The following is a 15,989-nucleotide window of genomic DNA, read 5'->3' on the forward strand; positions in this document are numbered from 1 at the left end:
AGATGGCCATCAAGGACCTGGATTTTTCCGACATTCTCGATGTATCGGCGCTGAAGCGAGACTGCGACGTCATCTTCAGGGAAGACGGCAAACGCATAGCCGATATCAAGTCCGATTTACTGCCGATCTTCCGCAAGGCCAGTACGGAAGGACGGGAAAAGGCCAGGGAACTGCTCAAAGCCGATGGCAGCGGTATTGATTGCGCCCGTCGCATCTCCTGGCTGCAGGATCGGCTGATCGAAACGCTCTATGATCTCTCCTGCCAATACGTCTATCCGAAAGATGCGCCGCAGATCGCGGTCGCCGCGGTTGGCGGTTATGGACGCGGCACACTGGCGCCGGGATCGGATATCGACCTCCTGTTCCTGCTTCCCACCAAGAACACGCCTGACATGCACAAGGCCGTGGAGTTCGTGCTCTATCTCCTCTGGGATCTCGGCTTCAAGGTCGGCCACGCCACCCGCACGGTGGATGAGTGCATTCGGCTTTCCAAATCCGACATGACGATCCGCACCGCTATTTTGGAAGTGCGGGCGATCTGCGGCAAGAAATCCCTGACCGACGATCTCGAAAAACGCTTCGAGTCAGAAGTCGTCACCGGAACTGGCCCGGAATTCATCGCCGCCAAGCTCGCCGAGCGTGACCAGCGCCACCGCAAGGCTGGCGATACGCGTTATCTGGTGGAGCCGAACGTCAAGGAAGGCAAGGGCGGCTTGCGTGACCTGCACACGCTGTTCTGGATCGCCAAATATTACTACCACGTTCGCGACACGGCCGATCTGGTGAAGCTCGGTGTCCTGTCGAGATCCGAACTGAAGCTGTTCGAAAAGGCCGATGATTTTCTCTGGGCGGTGCGCTGCCAGATGCATTTCATTACCAATAAAGCGGAAGAGCGCCTTTCCTTCGATATTCAGCGTGAGATTGCCGATGCGCTGAACTATCAGCCGCGCCCCGGCCTTTCCGCCGTCGAGCGCTTCATGAAGCATTATTTCCTCGTGGCGAAGGATGTCGGTGATCTGACCCGCATCGTCTGCGCCGGGCTGGAAGACAGGCAGGCGAAGGACGTGCCGGGCCTTTCCGGCGTGCTCAGCCGCTTCGCCCACCGCGTTCGCAAGATTCCGGGTTCCGTGGAATTCGTCGAGGACCGGGGGCGCATCGCGCTCGCGAAACCCGACGTCTTCAAGAACGACCCGGTCAATCTCATCCGGCTCTTCCATATCGCCGATATCAACAATCTCGAACTGCACCCCGATGCCTTGCGCGTGGTCACCCGTTCGCTTTCGCTCATCAATGACGAGCTGCGGGAAAACGAGGAAGCAAACCGGCTTTTCCTGTCGATCCTCACCTCGCGGCGCGATCCGGCGCTGACATTACGGCGCATGAACGAGGCCGGCGTGCTCGGCAAATTCATCCCCGAATTCGGCAAGATCGTCGCGATGATGCAGTTCAACATGTACCATCATTACACTGTCGATGAGCATCTCATTCGTTCTGTCGGCGTGCTGTCGGAAGTGGATAAGGGAACGGCTGTCGATGCCCATCCGCTCGCCAATCAGTTGATGCCCGGCGTCGAGGAACGCGAGGCGCTTTATGTGGCGGTACTGCTGCACGATGTCGCCAAGGGCCGGCAGGAAGATCATTCGATCGCCGGTGCCCGCGTCGCCCGCAAGCTCTGCCAGCGCTTCCGTCTCACCGGCAAGCAGACCGAAACCGTCGTTTGGCTTATCGAGCAGCATCTTCTGATGTCCATGGTTGCCCAGACGCGTGACCTGCACGACCGCAAGACCATCACCGATTTCGCCGACAAGGTGCAATCCATGGAGCGGCTGAAGATGCTGCTCATCCTGACCGTCTGCGATATCAGGGCTGTCGGTCCGGGTGTGTGGAACGGCTGGAAGGGCCAGCTGCTGCGCTCGCTCTATTATGAGACGGAACTGCTTCTCTCCGGCGGTTTCTCGGAAGTTTCGCGCAAGGAGCGCGCGCAGATTGCCCGGCAGGCGCTCTACGACGCCCTTGATGACTGGGGCCAGAAGGCGCGGCGCAAATACACCAAGCTGCATTACGAGCCTTATCTCCTGACGGTGGCGCTGGAAGATCAGGTGCGACACACCCGCTTCATCCGCGAGGCGGACAAGCAGGAAAAGGCACTCTCGACCATGGTGCGCACCCATTCCTTCCACGCCATCACGGAAATCACCGTTCTGGCGCCCGACCATCCGCGCCTGCTTTCGATCATAACCGGCGCCTGCGCCGCGGCCGGCGCCAACATTGCCGATGCGCAGATTTTCACCACCTCAGACGGGCGGGCGCTCGATACGATCCTCATCAACCGCGAATTTCCGATCGACGAGGACGAGACGCGGCGTGGCAACAATGTCGGCAAACTGATCGAGGAAGTTCTCTCCGGCAAGCAGCGCCTGCCGGAAATGATCGCCACGCGCACCAAGAGCCGGAAGAAAAAGAGCGCCTTCACCATTCCGCCTTCGGTGACGATCTCGAATGGCTTGTCCAACAAGTTCACCGTCATCGAGGTCGAGTGCCTCGACCGGCCGGGGCTTCTGGCCGACATGACGGCTGTCATCGCCGACCTGTCACTCGACATTCACTCCGCCCGCATCACGACATTTGGTGAAAAAGTCATCGATACCTTCTACGTCACTGATCTCTTCGGTCAGAAGGTGACGAACGACAACCGGCAGGCCAGCATCGCGCAACGTTTGAAGGCGGTCATGAGCGAGCAGGAAGACGAATTGCGCGACCGCATGCCAAACGGCATCATCGCCCATCCAGACGTGGCGGCGCTGCCGGCCGCGCGCACGGCAAAGGCTTGAAAGTCCCATGAGTCTCATCGGCAAGTTCGCCACAGTCGGCACAGCCACGCTCGGCAGCCGCATCTTCGGCTTCCTGCGCGAAACGCTGATGGCAGCCGCCGTCGGCACCGGGCCGGTGGCGGATGCTTTCAACGCCGCTTTCCGCTTTCCCAATACCTTCCGGCGGCTTTTCGCCGAGGGTGCATTCAACTCTGCCTTCGTGCCGCTTTTCGCCAAGGAAATCGAAGCGAATGGCATGGAAGGCGCAAGGCGCTTTTCGGAAGAGGTCTTCGGCGTCCTGTTCACGGTGCTGCTGGCCTTGACGATCCTGATGGAACTGTCGATGCCTTTCATCGTGCGCACGGTGATTGCTCCCGGTTTCGTCGATGACCCGGTGAAGTTCGAAAACACCATCCACCTTGCCACCATCATGTTCCCCTATCTCGCCTGCATGTCGCTGGCGGCGATGATGGGCGGCATGCTGAACTCTCTGCACCGTTATTTTGCGGCTGCTATTGCTCCCGTTTTCCTCAACATCATTCTCATCGGTGTGCTCGCGCTGGCATGGTGGAAAAATTACGATCCGCTTCAGGTCGGTTACGCGCTCTCATGGGGCGTTATGGCGGCAGGTCTTGTGCAGCTCGCCATCGTCTGGATTGCGGTGCGCAATGCCGGCATGCGCATTGGTTTCCGCAGACCACGGCTGACCAAGAACGTGCAGCGGCTTCTGGTCCTTGCCCTGCCGGCAGCCATCACCGGCGGCATTACCCAGATCAATCTGCTTATCAACACCAACATCGCTTCCGGCGGCGAAGGCGTCATATCCTCGCTTGCCTATGCGGACCGAATCTATCAACTGCCGCTCGGCGTCGTCGGCATTGCCGTTGCCACGGTGCTCCTGCCGGAACTGGCGCGGGCGCTGCGCGGCGGCCATATGGTGGAGGCCGGAAGCCTGCAGAACCGCTCGGTCGAGTTCGTGCTGTTCCTAACCCTGCCCGCTGCCGCGGCACTTCTCGTCATGGCCGAACCCATCGTTCGTTTCCTTTACGAGCGCGGCAATTTCTCGCCCTCGGCCACCTTCACCGTTGCGCAAATTCTTGGCATCTACGGTCTGGGCCTGCCGGCTTTCGTGCTCATCAAGGCCTTTATTCCGGGCTTCTTCGCGCGCGAGGATACCCGCACGCCAATGATTTTCGCGGCGATTTCGGTTGTCGTGAACGTCTCGCTGGCACTCACGCTCTTCCCGCGCCTCGGCGGTCCCGGCATTGCCATTGCCGAAATCACCGCCGGCTGGGTGAATGCCGCCCTGCTGTTCGGCATGCTTTTGTGGCGCGGTCACTGGCACCTGGATATTCCGCTACTCACCCGTATCCCGCGTCTGCTCCTGGCTGCGGCACTGATGGCCGTATTTGTGCATTATGCGCTGACGTGGCTGACCTTCGAGCTGTCTTCCGCCTCGTCCATTTTCGTGCGGGCCGGCACGATCATGGGCCTCGTCTTTGCCGCCATGCTGGTTTATTTCGTCCTGGCTTTCGTGTCTGGAGGTGCCGACATCGGCATGGTGAAGCGGGCCGCCCGCAAGCGCGGAAAAAAGAACGTCGAGACGGAGGCTGGCTGATGTCCTTTGCTGAAAACCGCCGCATCGCCCTCGTTACCCTCGTGGTTGATGATTACGATCGGGCGAAGGCGTTTTATTGCGATGTTCTCGGCTTCGAGTGCCTCTCCGATCAGCCACTGGACGACGGCAAGAGGTGGCTGGTGGTCAAGCCGCGGGGCGCTGACGGTGGCGCCCTTCTGCTCGCCGAGGCCGATGGTGAAGAGCAGCGCCTTGCCATCGGCAACCAGACCGGCGGCCGTGTCGGATTTTTCCTGCATACCGACAATTTCCAACGCGATTATGAGACGATGCTTGCCCGCGGCGTGCGCTTTCTGGAACAGCCTCGCCATGAGGTTTACGGTTCCGTTGCGGTCTTTGTCGATCCCTATGGAAATCGTTGGGATCTTCTGGAGCCGCGCGGCTGACAGGCCCTGAAAGCGCTTGATTGCGAGGGGCTGCGGGTGCATAAGCGCGCGTGCAATTCCAATCACGGGGCGGGGCCCTCCACAAGCCTTTTCGAGGACGACAATGAACGCATTCAAGCCGCTGGTTTTCTCGGGCGTCCAGCCGACCGGCAATCTGCATCTCGGCAATTATCTCGGTGCGATCCGCAAATTCGTGGCGCTGCAGGAAGATAATGATTGCATCTATTGCGTCGTCGACATGCACGCCATCACCGCCCAGCTCGTTCACTCGGACCTGAAGGCGCAGACCCGCTCTATCGCGGCCGCCTTCATCGCCTCGGGCATTGATCCGGTGAAGCATATCGTCTTCAACCAGTCGGCCGTGCCGCAGCACGCGGAACTGGCCTGGGTGTTCAACTGCGTGGCGCGCATCGGCTGGATGGAGCGCATGACGCAGTTCAAGGACAAGTCCGGCAAGAATGCCGAACAGGTGTCGCTCGGCCTCCTTGCGTATCCGAGCCTGATGGCTGCCGACATTCTCGTTTATCGTGCCACCCATGTTCCTGTTGGTGACGACCAGAAACAGCATCTGGAACTCGCCCGCGACATCGCCCAGAAATTCAACATCGATTTCAGCGGCCATATCCGCAAGGCGGGCCTCGGGCTTGATATAACGGTCGGCGATGAGCCGGTGCACGCCTATTTCCCGATGGTGGAGCCGTTGATCGGCGGTCCGGCCCCGCGCGTGATGTCGTTGAAGGACGGCACCAAGAAGATGTCGAAGTCCGACCCGTCCGATCTGTCGCGCATCAACCTGATGGATGATGTCGATGCCATCTCGAAGAAGATCAAGAAGGCAAAGACCGATCCTGATGCGCTGCCGAGCGAAGTGGAAGGCCTCAAAGGTCGCCCCGAGGCCGACAACCTCGTTGGCATCTATGCCGCGCTTTCCGACAAGACGAAGGCCGACGTTCTTTCCGAATTTGGCGGACAACAGTTCTCGGCTTTCAAGCCGGCTCTGGTCGAGCTCGCGGTGAATGTGCTGGCCCCCGTCAACAATGAGATGCGCCGCCTTCTCGATGACCCGACCCATATCGACGCCATCCTCAAGCAGGGCGGCGAACGGGCGGGCGCCATTGCCGAAAAAACCATGAACGAGGTGCGCGACATCATTGGCTTCCTGCGCTGACAGGTCGCTGCTGCTCGAATGCGTCGGGCGGTTTGCGCCTGTCGTGATTTGATATAATCTCCGCCCGAACCGTCGGGCGGTTTACGGATCACGGCGGACCTAGGGAGTGCAGAATGGTTTCAAAACGGCTGTCGCGTCTGGAAGGGCATCGGCGCAAGTTTCTTGCAGTTATCGATGACACGCCGGAATGCGAGAGGGCCGTGCACTATGCCGGTCGTCGCGCCAAGAACTCCAATGGCGGACTGGTGCTGCTTTACATGATCCCGGAAGGCGATTTCCAGCAATGGCTTGGCGTCGAGCAGATCATGCGGGCCGAGGCGCGCGAGGAGGCGGAAGCCACGCTTGCCAAGATCGCTCAGAAGGTGCGCGAGACGATCGGCATCGAGCCGGAAGCGGTGATCCGCGAAGGCAGCGCCACCGAGCAGATCCACGGGCTGATCGAGGAAGACCGCGATATCGCCATTCTCGTTCTGGCGGCGGGATCGACGAAGGAAGGTCCGGGACCGCTCGTTTCCTCCATCGCCGGGCGAGGGGCAGCCTTCCCGATCCCCGTCACCGTGTTGCCGGATACTTTGTCCGATGAGGAAATCGACGCTCTCTGCTGATCCGGTTTCGGGCGAGATTCAGGGCCTGACGATTTCTTGAATGTAATTATCATGTCAGGGCTTGAAGTGTAGCTTCGCCGGGCGTATTTTTTGGAAGAATTCTAAATTGCGGGGCGTGAACGGCGACCTCGAAGGAGACAGACGATGTTCATTCAGACGGAAGCCACGCCGAACCCGACAACGCTGAAGTTCCTGCCGGGCAAGGTCGTGCTCGAAAGCGGAACGGTGGAGTTCCTCAACCCGTCGCAGGCCCAAGCTTCGCCGCTGGCAGAGCGCCTCTTCATGATACCGGGTGTGACCGGCGTTTATTTCGGTTTCGATTTCATCACCGTCACCAAGGACGGCGCGGAATGGCAGCACCTGAAGCCCGCCATTCTGGGCGCGATCATGGAACACTTCATGTCCGGACGCCCGATCATGGGCACTGCCATTGCGGCCGAAGTATCGGATGAGGAAGGCGAGTTCTTCGAAGAGGGTGATGAAACCATCGTCGCCACCATCAAGGAACTGCTGGAAACCCGCGTCCGTCCCGCCGTGGCGCAGGACGGCGGCGACATCACCTTCCGCGGCTTCCGCGACGGCACTGTGTTCCTGAACATGAAGGGCGCGTGCTCGGGCTGCCCATCCTCCACCGCCACGCTGAAGCATGGTGTTCAGAATTTGCTTCGCCATTTCGTGCCGGAAGTGCGCGAAGTCGAAGCGGTATAATGCTGTAAAGCCAGATCATGATTGTTCTCGCACTCGACACCGCAGGTGTGGATTGTTCCGCCTGTATCTATGACAGCACCTCAGACAGGGTGCTTGGAGAAGTCTGCGAAACAATTGGCAAGGGCCATGCCGAAAGGCTGATGGCCGTGATCGATGGGGCTCTGGAGCAGGCGCAACTGTCGCTGCGGAATGTCGGGCGTATTGCCGTGACCATCGGCCCCGGGTCCTTCACGGGCATCCGGGTCGGTGTTGCCGCGGCGCGCGGTTTTGCCCTGTCGCTCGGCGTCGAGGCCGTCGGCGTCACCACGCTAGAAACGCTTGCCCTGCATCATCTGCTGCAAAACCCTGACCGGCCAGTGGCGGTCGGTCTGGATGCCAAACGTGGCGAAACCTATCTCCAGACATTCGGCATGGACGGATTACCACTCAACGAGGCGGCGCTTCTGTCTCTGGATGACGCCAAGAGTGTTCTTTCCCATTTTAATGGTTCCGTCATCGGCTCCGCCGCGCCGCTGTTTGCAGGAGAGGAAAGCGGGTCCGGGCCGGACCACTTTCCGATTGCCTCCGTTGCCTGTGCTGGCGCGCGCAAGCCGGAAGGGCAGCCGAAACCGGCACCGCTTTATCTGCGTGGGCCGGATGCCCGGCCACAAACCGGTTTTGCGCTGGCACGTCAGGACGTTGCCTGATACGGCATGCATGAGTGCATGTTTCTGATTCCCGATTCCTGTTATGTTTGACGAATATCTAAGCTGGAAGCCCTATTTCGAGATCGTGCCGATGCAGCATGAGGATTGCGCCGCGGTTGCGGAACTGCATGCGCTGCGCTTTCCGCGCCCGTGGAACGACGGGGAGTTTTCGGGACTGCTGACGCAGGGATCGGTTTTCGGTGCCGTTGCCCGGCAGACAAACGCCTTTTTCAGCAAGCCGCTCGGTGGATTCGTGCTGGCGAGGGAAGTGGCGGGCGAAGCTGAAATCCTGACCGTGGCCGTTGCCGACAAGTTCGCACGTGCGGGTCTCGGCTGGCGTTTGATGCAGTCGGCCATCCGCGAGGCGATGATGCGCGGCGCAGAAACCATGTTCCTTGAAGTTGATAATAACAACGCGTCCGCTCTGGGTCTTTACAGGAAGCTCGGGTTCAAAACCGTCGCGGAACGCAAGGCCTATTACACCGCCAAGGATGGAACGAAGTCGACGGCGCTTGTCATGCGCCGCGATCTTCGCTAGTTCCCTGCGACAGGCATTTTTTCGGCGAAAGCCGCAAACCGGAATTCTCAAAAGGCCATAAGACGTGACAGACCTTTCGAAAACGCTGGAGGAGCTTTGTGCCGAACGCGGTATGCGGATGACCGATCAACGCCGTGTCATCGCCCGCGTCCTTCAGGAATCGGCCGACCATCCAGATGTCGAGGAGCTTTACCGCCGTTCCTCCGCCGTGGACCCGCGCATCTCGATTTCCACCGTTTATAGAACGGTGAAGCTGTTCGAGGATGCCGGCATCATCGAGCGTCACGATTTTCGCGACGGCCGTTCACGCTACGAGACCGTGCCTGAAGAGCATCACGATCACCTGATCGACCTGAAGAATGGCGTCGTCATTGAATTTCACTCGGCCGAGATCGAAGCTCTGCAGGAGAAGATCGCCCGCGAACACGGCTTCAGGCTCGTGGATCACCGGCTGGAACTGTACGGCGTGCCATTGAAGCCTGGCGAACACTGAGACGCCGGTGAACAAGCGGGCGTTCCCATCATGATGTGGCTGCGGACAGCCTATATTGCGGTCGTACTCCTGATCGTCACGCTTGTTTTGCTGCCGCTTCAACTGCTGGGCCTTGCCTTCGACTGGCGGCTCCGCCGCCGCATTCCCCGCGTCTGGCATCGTATCGCCTGCCATGTTCTCGGCATACGCGTGCATGTCCACGGGGAAGTGGAGCGGGCAAAGCCGTTAATGCTCGCGGTCAATCACGCCTCATGGAAAGACATCCTCGTTTTGGGCAGCATTGCCGACGTGGTGTTCATCGCCAAGACCGAGGTGCGCGACTGGCCGGTTTTCGGCTGGCTCGCGCGGCTGCAGAAAAGCATCTTCGTTCAACGCGAGCAGAAACGCAGCACCGGCATGCAGGTGAGCGAGATCGCCAGCCGCATGGCCGATGGCGAGATCGTTGTCCTCTTTCCCGAAGGAACCACCTCGGACGGAAACCGCATGCTGGCCGTCAAATCCTCCCTCTTCGGTGCGGCGTCCACCGCCGCAGAACAGGTACCGGGCAAGCTTGTTTATGTCCAGCCGGTCGCCATCGCCTATACGCGGCTGCATGGCATGGCGATGGGGCGCTACCATCGCGTCATCGCCGCCTGGCCGGGCAGCATCACGCTCGTGCCGCATCTGCTCGGCATCATCAAAGCGGGCGCCATCGATGTCGACGTGACATTTGGTGAAAGCGTCCCGTTCCACAGCACCGACAACCGCAAGCGACTGGCGACCGATATCGCCGCCTCCATCCGCTCAATGCTGGCCTTCAGCCTGCGCGGCGGCTGGCGGAATTCGTGAGATCGTAGCTTTTCCGGCATTTTTCTGTTTAATCTGGCCGTGAAAAACACTAGATAGCCGCCATGACCCAGGAAACGCTTGGCCTTGACGCCCCACCCATGATCGCCCGCGAGGGTTCGAACAGCCAGCCCGCATCCATCGCGCGCGATGGGGCAAACAGCAGAAAGGTCTTCATCAAGACTTATGGCTGTCAGATGAACGTCTACGATTCCGTCCGCATGAGCGATGCGCTGGCGAAGGACGGTTATGTTCAGACGGAGGATATGGGCGAGGCGGACCTGGTTCTGCTGAATACCTGTCACATTCGAGAAAAGGCGGCGGAAAAGGTCTACTCCGCGCTTGGCCGCCTGCGGGACATGAAAAAGTCGCGCGAAGAGCAGGGTCGGGAATTCATGATCGGCGTTGCCGGCTGCGTGGCGCAGGCGGAAGGCGAGGAAATCCTTCGCCGGGCGCCCGCCGTGGATGTCGTCATCGGCCCGCAGACCTATCACCGCCTGCCGGAAGCACTGAAACGGGTACGTGGAGGCGAGCGCGTCATCGAGACCGAATACGCGGTTGAGGACAAGTTCGAACACCTGCCGGTTGCCGAGAAATCCACGCTGCGAACGCGCGGTGTTACGGCTTTTTTGACCGTGCAGGAAGGTTGCGACAAGTTCTGTACCTTCTGTGTCGTGCCCTATACGCGCGGTTCGGAGGTTTCCCGTCCCGTGCGCCAGATTGTTGATGAGGCGATGAAGCTTGTCGATGCCGGCGTGCGTGAGATCACGCTGCTCGGGCAGAACGTCAACGCCTGGCAGGGCGAAGGCCCGAAGGGCGAAAAATGGGGCCTTGCCGAACTGCTTTACCGGCTGGCGGAAATTCCGGGCCTTGCGAGGCTTCGCTACACCACCAGCCATCCGCGCGACATGGACGATCGCCTGATCGGCGCCCATCGCGACCTGCGCATCCTGATGCCCTATCTGCATCTGCCGGTTCAGTCCGGTTCGGATCGAATTCTGAAAGCGATGAACCGTCGTCATACGGGCGAGGAATATATCCAGCTTATTGAAAAAATCCGCGCCGCCCGCCCTGATATTGCCATGTCTGGAGACTTTATTGTCGGTTTCCCCGGCGAGACGGATCGCGATTTCGAAGATACGATGGCGATGGTCGAAACGGTGAAGTACGCGCAGGCCTTCTCGTTCAAATACTCCACCCGTCCCGGCACGCCGGGGGCCGACCTCACGGACCAGGTTGCAGAAGACGTGAAGGCCGAGCGGCTGGAAAGATTGCAGGCTCTCTTGCTGCGGCAACAGAAGGAATTTGCCGAATCGCTGGTCGGAAAGACCATGGATGTGCTGCTGGAAAAGCCCGGCCGCATGACTGAGCAGTTGATAGGTCGTTCTCCGTGGCTGCAATCCGTGAATCTTGATGCAAAGACTTTGAAAATCGGTGACATTGTTAATGTACGAATCACCGCAACGGGTCCAAACAGCTTGTTTGCCGAGGTGGCAGAGAGTTAGAGTGGGGAGCCGACACTGATTGGGACAGGAGCCTGACCGCTTGAACGCACACGAATTGGTATCAAATTCATCGCGCCAGCCACGCCAAGCCGCGACCGACGCCAATCACTTCGTCCTCACGTTCGAGAATAACAGGATAGCAGGAGAGCTATTCGGTCAGTTCGATCAGAACCTGAAGCTTCTGGAGCAGCGCCTCAATATCGACGCTCGTCCGCGTGGAAATTCAGTCGCCATCACCGGCGATGTGGTCTCCACCAATCAGGCCCGCCGCGCGCTTGATTTCCTTTACGAGCGTTTGCTGAAAGGTGGCGCCGTCGAGCTTTCTGATGTCGAGGGGGCGATCCGCATGGCCGTTGCAGCGGACGACCAGCTGACGCTGCCGACCATGGAGCGCAAGGCGAAGATTTCCATGGCGCAGATTTCAACGCGCAAGAAAACCATTTCGGCGCGGACGCCCACGCAGGACGTCTATATGCGCGCCTTGGAACAATCCGAACTCGTATTCGGTGTTGGCCCTGCCGGCACGGGCAAGACCTATCTGGCCGTGGCGCATGCCGCGCAGCTTCTGGAGCGTGGCGCGGTCGATCGCATCATCCTTTCGCGTCCCGCCGTTGAAGCGGGTGAGCGTCTGGGCTTCCTGCCTGGTGACATGAAGGAAAAGGTCGATCCCTATCTCCGCCCGCTTTATGACGCGCTTTATGACATGATGCCCGGAGACAAGGTGGAGCGCGCCATTCAGGCGGGCGTCATCGAAATTGCACCTCTGGCTTTCATGCGCGGCCGCACGCTTGCCAATGCCGCCGTCATTCTGGACGAAGCCCAGAATACGACGACGATGCAGATGAAAATGTTCCTGACGCGCCTCGGCGAAAACGGTCGCATGATTGTGACCGGCGACCCGAGCCAGGTGGACTTGCCGCGCGGCGTGAAGTCCGGCCTCGTGGAAGCCCTGCAGATCCTCACGGATGTGGAAGGCGTGTCCGTTGTGCGGTTCAAGGATGTGGACGTTGTCCGTCACCCGATGGTGGCGCGCATTGTTCGGGCCTATGAATCCCATACGGCTGTGCCGGATGAGAGCCTGCTGAAGGGCGACTGACGAAAAGATAATGACAGCTCTGGATATTCAAATCAGCGTCGAGGCCGAAGGCTGGTCCTCGGAAGAGGACCTGTCTGCCTTTGCGTCAAAGACGCTGGATGCGGCGGTCGATTTTCTGAAGCGGGAAGAGGATCAACCCTTCCCGAAAATGCCGGTCGAGCTCTCGCTGGTCTTCACCGACGATGAAAATATCCGGGAAATCAACGCCGAGTGGCGTGACAAGGACAAGGCGACCAACGTCTTGTCTTTCCCTGCTTTTCCGCTGGAACCGGGCGGAATGCCCGGCCCTATGCTGGGCGATATCGTCGTCGCGAGAGAAACGGTAGAGCGAGAGGCCCTTGAACTTGAGAAGAGTTTCGAGGATCATCTGACCCATCTTCTCGTTCATGGGTTCCTGCATTTGTTTGGTTATGACCACATGGACGAGGAAGAAGCGGAAGAAATGGAGTCGCTTGAGACTCGCATTTTGGCGGTGCTTGGCCTATCTGATCCCTATGCGGGTCAAGAACCGCTTTAAATATTGTCTGGAGCCATGAACGAACATTCTGCACGACCTGCCAATGAGGGCAGAGAAAACGGCGAGCAGTCCTCTTCGGAGGAGGGCAGTAGTCACTTACGTCAGGACTACAATGCCAAACCGAGATCGACCATCTGGTCGCGCATCGCGCGGTTGCTGAAACCGTCTCAGGGTGAGCGCCTGCGCGAGGATCTGACCGATGCGCTGATGGACGACACTGAAATAGGCGCCGCCTTTACGCCCGAAGAACGGGCGATGCTACACAACATCCTCCGTTTCCGTGAGATCAGGGTCGAAGATATCATGATCCCGCGGGTGGATATTGACGGTCTCGATCAGAATATGACGATCGGTGACGCGCTGATCCTGTTTGAGGAAACCGGACGTTCCCGCATGCCGGTTTATGAAGAGACGCTGGACGACCCCAAGGGGATGATCCATATCCGCGATCTGCTTGCCTATGTTGCCAAACAGGCTCGCAACAAGCGCCGGGTGGGATCGCGTGGCGTCGCTTACGGTGAAGTGAAGGCGCCGCGGTCGCCGCGGCCGAATTTCGATCTGGCGCGGGTCGATCTGGAAAAGACGGTTGCCGACGCCGGGCTGGTGCGCAAGATTCTTTTCGCGCCGCCGTCCATGTTGGCCTCCGATCTTCTGAAGACCATGCAGGCCCAGAGAACCCAGCTCGCCGTGGTGATCGATGAATATGGCGGTACCGACGGTCTTGTCAGCCATGAAGACATCGTCGAGATGGTGGTTGGGGACATCGACGACGAGCACGATAAGGACGAGGCGATGTTCTCGCGTCTTTCTGCCGATGTGCTCGTGGCGGATGCCCGCGCGGAACTCACCGAACTTGCCGAGGCTATCGGTCCGGAATTCGACGTGCGCGAACATCTGGAAGAAATCGATACGCTCGGTGGACTCATCTTCTTCGCGCTGGGCCGTATTCCCGCCAAGGGCGAGGTCGTTCGCGCAGTGCCTGGTTTCGAGTTTCAGATCCTCGATGCGGATACGAGGCGTATCAAGGGCGTTCGTATCGTACGCGATCACGGCTCCGAAGGGGAAGACGACCGCGCCCCCGGCGATGCCGGTGAGGTGATTGCATTGCCGCCGCCGGAGACGCGGTTGATCGCCCATCAGCAGAACGTGGACTGAAAGGGTAGACGGGTAGCCCCCGTCGATCCCGCCGTTTGATCTTCCGGATTCTGCGGGTTCGACTACCCGGGCATGAGATCCCGCTCCATCTGCCCTGCCTGATGTGGACGGCGAATCTTTTTTACTTTACGTCGAAACAAAGGGAAATTTCGCGGAATGGCTTGTCTGGAGCGGGTTTCCGGATGTGCATGATACGGAGATGGCATGGAGCGTCTTGCAGGCAGGGTGATGCTGGCCGGCGGCATGAGCCGCGCAGTGATGGCGATTGCTGCAGGCGCGGTCGGAGCGCTCGCCCTGCCTCCATTCGGTTTCTTCGCAGCGCTTTTCCTGTCTTTTACCCTGTTGGTCTGGCTGGTGGATGGCTGCACCGGCAAGCCGGGCGGCGGCCTCTTCAGCCGCATCCTTCCCGCTTTTGGTATGGGCTGGTGTTTCGGTCTCGGTTATTTCGTGGCTGGCCTGTGGTGGCTGGGCAACGCGCTTCTGCTTGAAGCGGATGAATTCGCCTGGGCGCTGCCGCTTGCCATCCTTGGGCTTCCGGCCTTTCTGGCGCTGTTTTACGGTTTCGCGGTTGCTGTGGCCAATCTTGTGTGGTCGAACGGTCTAGGTCGGATCGCCGCCCTTGCCGCCGCATTCGGATTTACGGAATGGCTGCGCAGTTTCCTGGCGACGGGCTTTCCGTGGAACGCCATAGGTTACGGCATCATGCCGATCCCGGTCATGATGCAGTCGGCGCATCTGATCGGTCTTTTCAGTGTGACCACGCTTGCCGTTTTCATCTTCGCGTCCCCCGCGCTCATCGCCACGAGAAAAGGCATGTGGCCCGGCCTTTCCCTGGCGGCGCTGCTGCTGGCCAGCCATGTGGGTTATGGCTTCTACCGCCTCCAGACACCCGCGGAGACACCGGCAGATGCGGTGACAGTCAGAATCGTCCAACCGTCCATCGATCAATCTCGGAAAATGCTGAATGATGACCGCGCCGAGATTTTCGGCGAGCATCTGCGGCTGACAGCCCTGCCTCCGGGCGAAGGCAAAAAGCGCCCCGACATCATCGTCTGGCCCGAAACCTCGGTGCCGTTCATCCTGACGCAAAATCCTGACGCGCTGGCCGAGATCGCAAAGACGCTGCAAGACGGGCAGGTGCTCTTCACCGGAGCCGTCAGGATGGAAGATGCGGGTGCTGGCAGGCCGCCGCGCTATTATAACTCGGTCTACGCCATCGACAGTCAGGGAGAAATCATCGGCGCGACGGACAAGGTCCATCTGACCCCCTTTGGAGAATATGTTCCTTTCGAGGGTATCCTGCGGGAGTTTGGCATTGATAATGTCATCGCCCTGCCCGGGGGCTTTTCAGCAGCCTCTTCGCGCACGCCCCTGACGCTTCCATCCGGAAAGACCTTTTATCCGCTGATCTGTTACGAGATCATTTTTCCCGGTGAGATGACTCCGGCTCTCGCTGGCTCGGCGGCGATCCTCAACGTGACGAATGACGGCTGGTTTGGTGATACGCCTGGGCCGTATCAGCACTTTCTTCAGGCTAGGGTGCGGGCGGTTGAGACGGGTGTGCCGGTGATTCGCGGTGCCAATACGGGTATCTCGGCGGTTATAGACCCTTATGGCCGCATTATTGCCGGATTGGATTACGGTCGGGTGGGCATTGTTGACGCCACTTTGAGTGGTGGGTCAAACGACGCATTTACTTACGACACACATCGGACGTATTTCTGGTTGATTTTTTCCGTGATGATGATCGCTGCGGTATTTCCTGCCTGGAGTTTTGCCCGGCGCCAGAATTGACCGGGAACTCCTGCAATTGCATAGTGAATACGTCAGTCGTAAAACAAGTTTAGCTGCTGTCGAAATA

The 15,989-nt window shown here is 59.4% G+C and carries 15 protein-coding genes; all 15 read left to right on the forward strand.

Annotated elements, in window-relative coordinates:
* Nucleotides 1–2 precede the first annotated feature (2 nt).
* Nucleotides 3–2,831 carry a [protein-PII] uridylyltransferase gene (locus K7A42_RS16595; RefSeq protein WP_004439578.1) on the forward strand — a complete coding sequence of 943 codons (2,829 nt, stop codon included), beginning with the start codon at nt 3–5 and terminating at the stop codon, nt 2,829–2,831.
* Nucleotides 2,832–2,838: 7 nt separating this feature from the next.
* The gene (murJ, locus tag K7A42_RS16600) at nt 2,839–4,428 is read left to right on the forward strand and encodes a murein biosynthesis integral membrane protein MurJ (RefSeq protein ID WP_282455569.1); all 1,590 of its coding nucleotides are present in this window, start codon (nt 2,839–2,841) and stop codon (nt 4,426–4,428) included.
* The gene (locus tag K7A42_RS16605) at nt 4,428–4,832 is read left to right on the forward strand and encodes a VOC family protein (protein WP_004439584.1); all 405 of its coding nucleotides are present in this window, start codon (nt 4,428–4,430) and stop codon (nt 4,830–4,832) included. Before murJ ends, K7A42_RS16605 begins: the two co-directional genes overlap by 1 nt.
* 103 nt (nt 4,833–4,935) lie before the next feature.
* Nucleotides 4,936–6,000, forward strand: a complete 1,065-nt coding sequence (gene trpS, locus K7A42_RS16610; protein WP_282455570.1) for a tryptophan--tRNA ligase — start codon at nt 4,936–4,938, stop codon at nt 5,998–6,000.
* A 113-nt stretch (nt 6,001–6,113) separates the two neighbouring features.
* Nucleotides 6,114–6,605 (forward strand): universal stress protein, encoded by a 492-nt coding sequence (locus K7A42_RS16615; RefSeq protein WP_003503758.1) that lies wholly within the window; start codon nt 6,114–6,116, stop codon nt 6,603–6,605.
* Nucleotides 6,606–6,749: 144 nt separating this feature from the next.
* Complete coding sequence (locus tag K7A42_RS16620) at nt 6,750–7,313, forward strand: NifU family protein (protein WP_006698903.1); 564 nt, start codon at nt 6,750–6,752, stop codon at nt 7,311–7,313.
* A gap of 17 nt (nt 7,314–7,330) precedes the next feature.
* Nucleotides 7,331–7,999, forward strand: a complete 669-nt coding sequence (gene tsaB, locus K7A42_RS16625; protein WP_282455571.1) for a tRNA (adenosine(37)-N6)-threonylcarbamoyltransferase complex dimerization subunit type 1 TsaB — start codon at nt 7,331–7,333, stop codon at nt 7,997–7,999.
* 43 nt (nt 8,000–8,042) lie between these two features.
* Entirely contained in the window at nt 8,043–8,537 is a 495-nt protein-coding gene (locus K7A42_RS16630; protein ID WP_006698905.1) for a GNAT family N-acetyltransferase, read from the forward strand.
* A gap of 64 nt (nt 8,538–8,601) precedes the next feature.
* A complete protein-coding gene (locus K7A42_RS16635; protein ID WP_004439602.1) occupies nt 8,602–9,030 on the forward strand; it encodes a Fur family transcriptional regulator in 429 nt (142 codons plus the stop codon).
* Nucleotides 9,031–9,060: 30 nt separating this feature from the next.
* Complete coding sequence (locus tag K7A42_RS16640) at nt 9,061–9,858, forward strand: lysophospholipid acyltransferase family protein (RefSeq protein ID WP_282455572.1); 798 nt, start codon at nt 9,061–9,063, stop codon at nt 9,856–9,858.
* Between the two features lie 62 nt (nt 9,859–9,920).
* Nucleotides 9,921–11,360: a tRNA (N6-isopentenyl adenosine(37)-C2)-methylthiotransferase MiaB gene (gene miaB / locus K7A42_RS16645; protein ID WP_022555517.1), complete on the forward strand. Its 1,440-nt coding sequence runs from the start codon at nt 9,921–9,923 to the stop codon at nt 11,358–11,360.
* A 40-nt stretch (nt 11,361–11,400) separates the two neighbouring features.
* Nucleotides 11,401–12,456 (forward strand): PhoH family protein, encoded by a 1,056-nt coding sequence (locus K7A42_RS16650; protein WP_004439610.1) that lies wholly within the window; start codon nt 11,401–11,403, stop codon nt 12,454–12,456.
* 10 nt (nt 12,457–12,466) lie between these two features.
* The gene (ybeY, locus tag K7A42_RS16655) at nt 12,467–12,973 is read left to right on the forward strand and encodes an rRNA maturation RNase YbeY (RefSeq protein WP_006698908.1); all 507 of its coding nucleotides are present in this window, start codon (nt 12,467–12,469) and stop codon (nt 12,971–12,973) included.
* Between the two features lie 15 nt (nt 12,974–12,988).
* Complete coding sequence (locus tag K7A42_RS16660) at nt 12,989–14,128, forward strand: hemolysin family protein (RefSeq protein ID WP_004439615.1); 1,140 nt, start codon at nt 12,989–12,991, stop codon at nt 14,126–14,128.
* A 204-nt stretch (nt 14,129–14,332) separates the two neighbouring features.
* Nucleotides 14,333–15,922: an apolipoprotein N-acyltransferase gene (gene lnt, locus K7A42_RS16665; RefSeq protein WP_282455573.1), complete on the forward strand. Its 1,590-nt coding sequence runs from the start codon at nt 14,333–14,335 to the stop codon at nt 15,920–15,922.
* Nucleotides 15,923–15,989 lie beyond the last annotated feature (67 nt).

Source organism: Agrobacterium sp. InxBP2 (assembly GCF_026191755.1).
GTDB lineage: Bacteria > Pseudomonadota > Alphaproteobacteria > Rhizobiales > Rhizobiaceae > Agrobacterium > Agrobacterium pusense.

What these genes read in the sequence shown, in the direction of transcription:
- K7A42_RS16595 (WP_004439578.1), top strand. Translation starts at nt 3, where the DNA reads ATGGCCATCAAGGACCTGGATTTTTCCGACATTCTCGATGTATCGGCG.
- K7A42_RS16630 (WP_006698905.1), top strand. Translation starts at nt 8,043, where the DNA reads ATGTTTGACGAATATCTAAGCTGGAAGCCCTATTTCGAGATCGTGCCG.
- ybeY (WP_006698908.1), top strand. Translation starts at nt 12,467, where the DNA reads ATGACAGCTCTGGATATTCAAATCAGCGTCGAGGCCGAAGGCTGGTCC.
- K7A42_RS16640 (WP_282455572.1), top strand. Translation starts at nt 9,061, where the DNA reads ATGATGTGGCTGCGGACAGCCTATATTGCGGTCGTACTCCTGATCGTC.
- lnt (WP_282455573.1), top strand. Translation starts at nt 14,333, where the DNA reads ATGGAGCGTCTTGCAGGCAGGGTGATGCTGGCCGGCGGCATGAGCCGC.
- K7A42_RS16620 (WP_006698903.1), top strand. Translation starts at nt 6,750, where the DNA reads ATGTTCATTCAGACGGAAGCCACGCCGAACCCGACAACGCTGAAGTTC.
- K7A42_RS16660 (WP_004439615.1), top strand. Translation starts at nt 12,989, where the DNA reads ATGAACGAACATTCTGCACGACCTGCCAATGAGGGCAGAGAAAACGGC.
- trpS (WP_282455570.1), top strand. Translation starts at nt 4,936, where the DNA reads ATGAACGCATTCAAGCCGCTGGTTTTCTCGGGCGTCCAGCCGACCGGC.
- K7A42_RS16605 (WP_004439584.1), top strand. Translation starts at nt 4,428, where the DNA reads ATGTCCTTTGCTGAAAACCGCCGCATCGCCCTCGTTACCCTCGTGGTT.
- K7A42_RS16615 (WP_003503758.1), top strand. Translation starts at nt 6,114, where the DNA reads ATGGTTTCAAAACGGCTGTCGCGTCTGGAAGGGCATCGGCGCAAGTTT.
- murJ (WP_282455569.1), top strand. Translation starts at nt 2,839, where the DNA reads ATGAGTCTCATCGGCAAGTTCGCCACAGTCGGCACAGCCACGCTCGGC.
- tsaB (WP_282455571.1), top strand. Translation starts at nt 7,331, where the DNA reads ATGATTGTTCTCGCACTCGACACCGCAGGTGTGGATTGTTCCGCCTGT.
- miaB (WP_022555517.1), top strand. Translation starts at nt 9,921, where the DNA reads ATGACCCAGGAAACGCTTGGCCTTGACGCCCCACCCATGATCGCCCGC.